Below are 273 nucleotides of genomic sequence, written 5' to 3'. Positions count from 1 at the left end.
AATGCTTTGTGGCACCCGTCATGATCACAGGAAAAGGGCCTCTCCCCTGTGTGGATTCGCGTGTGTTTGGTGAGATTGCCGGATGAGGCGAAAGCCTTGTTGCACCTGCCAAAGTCACAGACAAAAGGCTTGTTTCTTGTGTGGGTACGCTTGTGGGCGGTGAGATGACTGAATTGGATGAAAGATCGGTTGCATCCGTCCTGGTCACAGACATAGGGCCTGTTTCCTGTATGGGTGCGCTTGTGGATGGTGAGTGTACCGGATTGGTTGAAG

Source organism: Parendozoicomonas verongulae (assembly GCF_009711465.1).
Classification (GTDB): domain Bacteria; phylum Pseudomonadota; class Gammaproteobacteria; order Pseudomonadales; family Endozoicomonadaceae; genus Sansalvadorimonas; species Sansalvadorimonas verongulae.
This window is presented reverse-complemented; position numbering follows the sequence as displayed.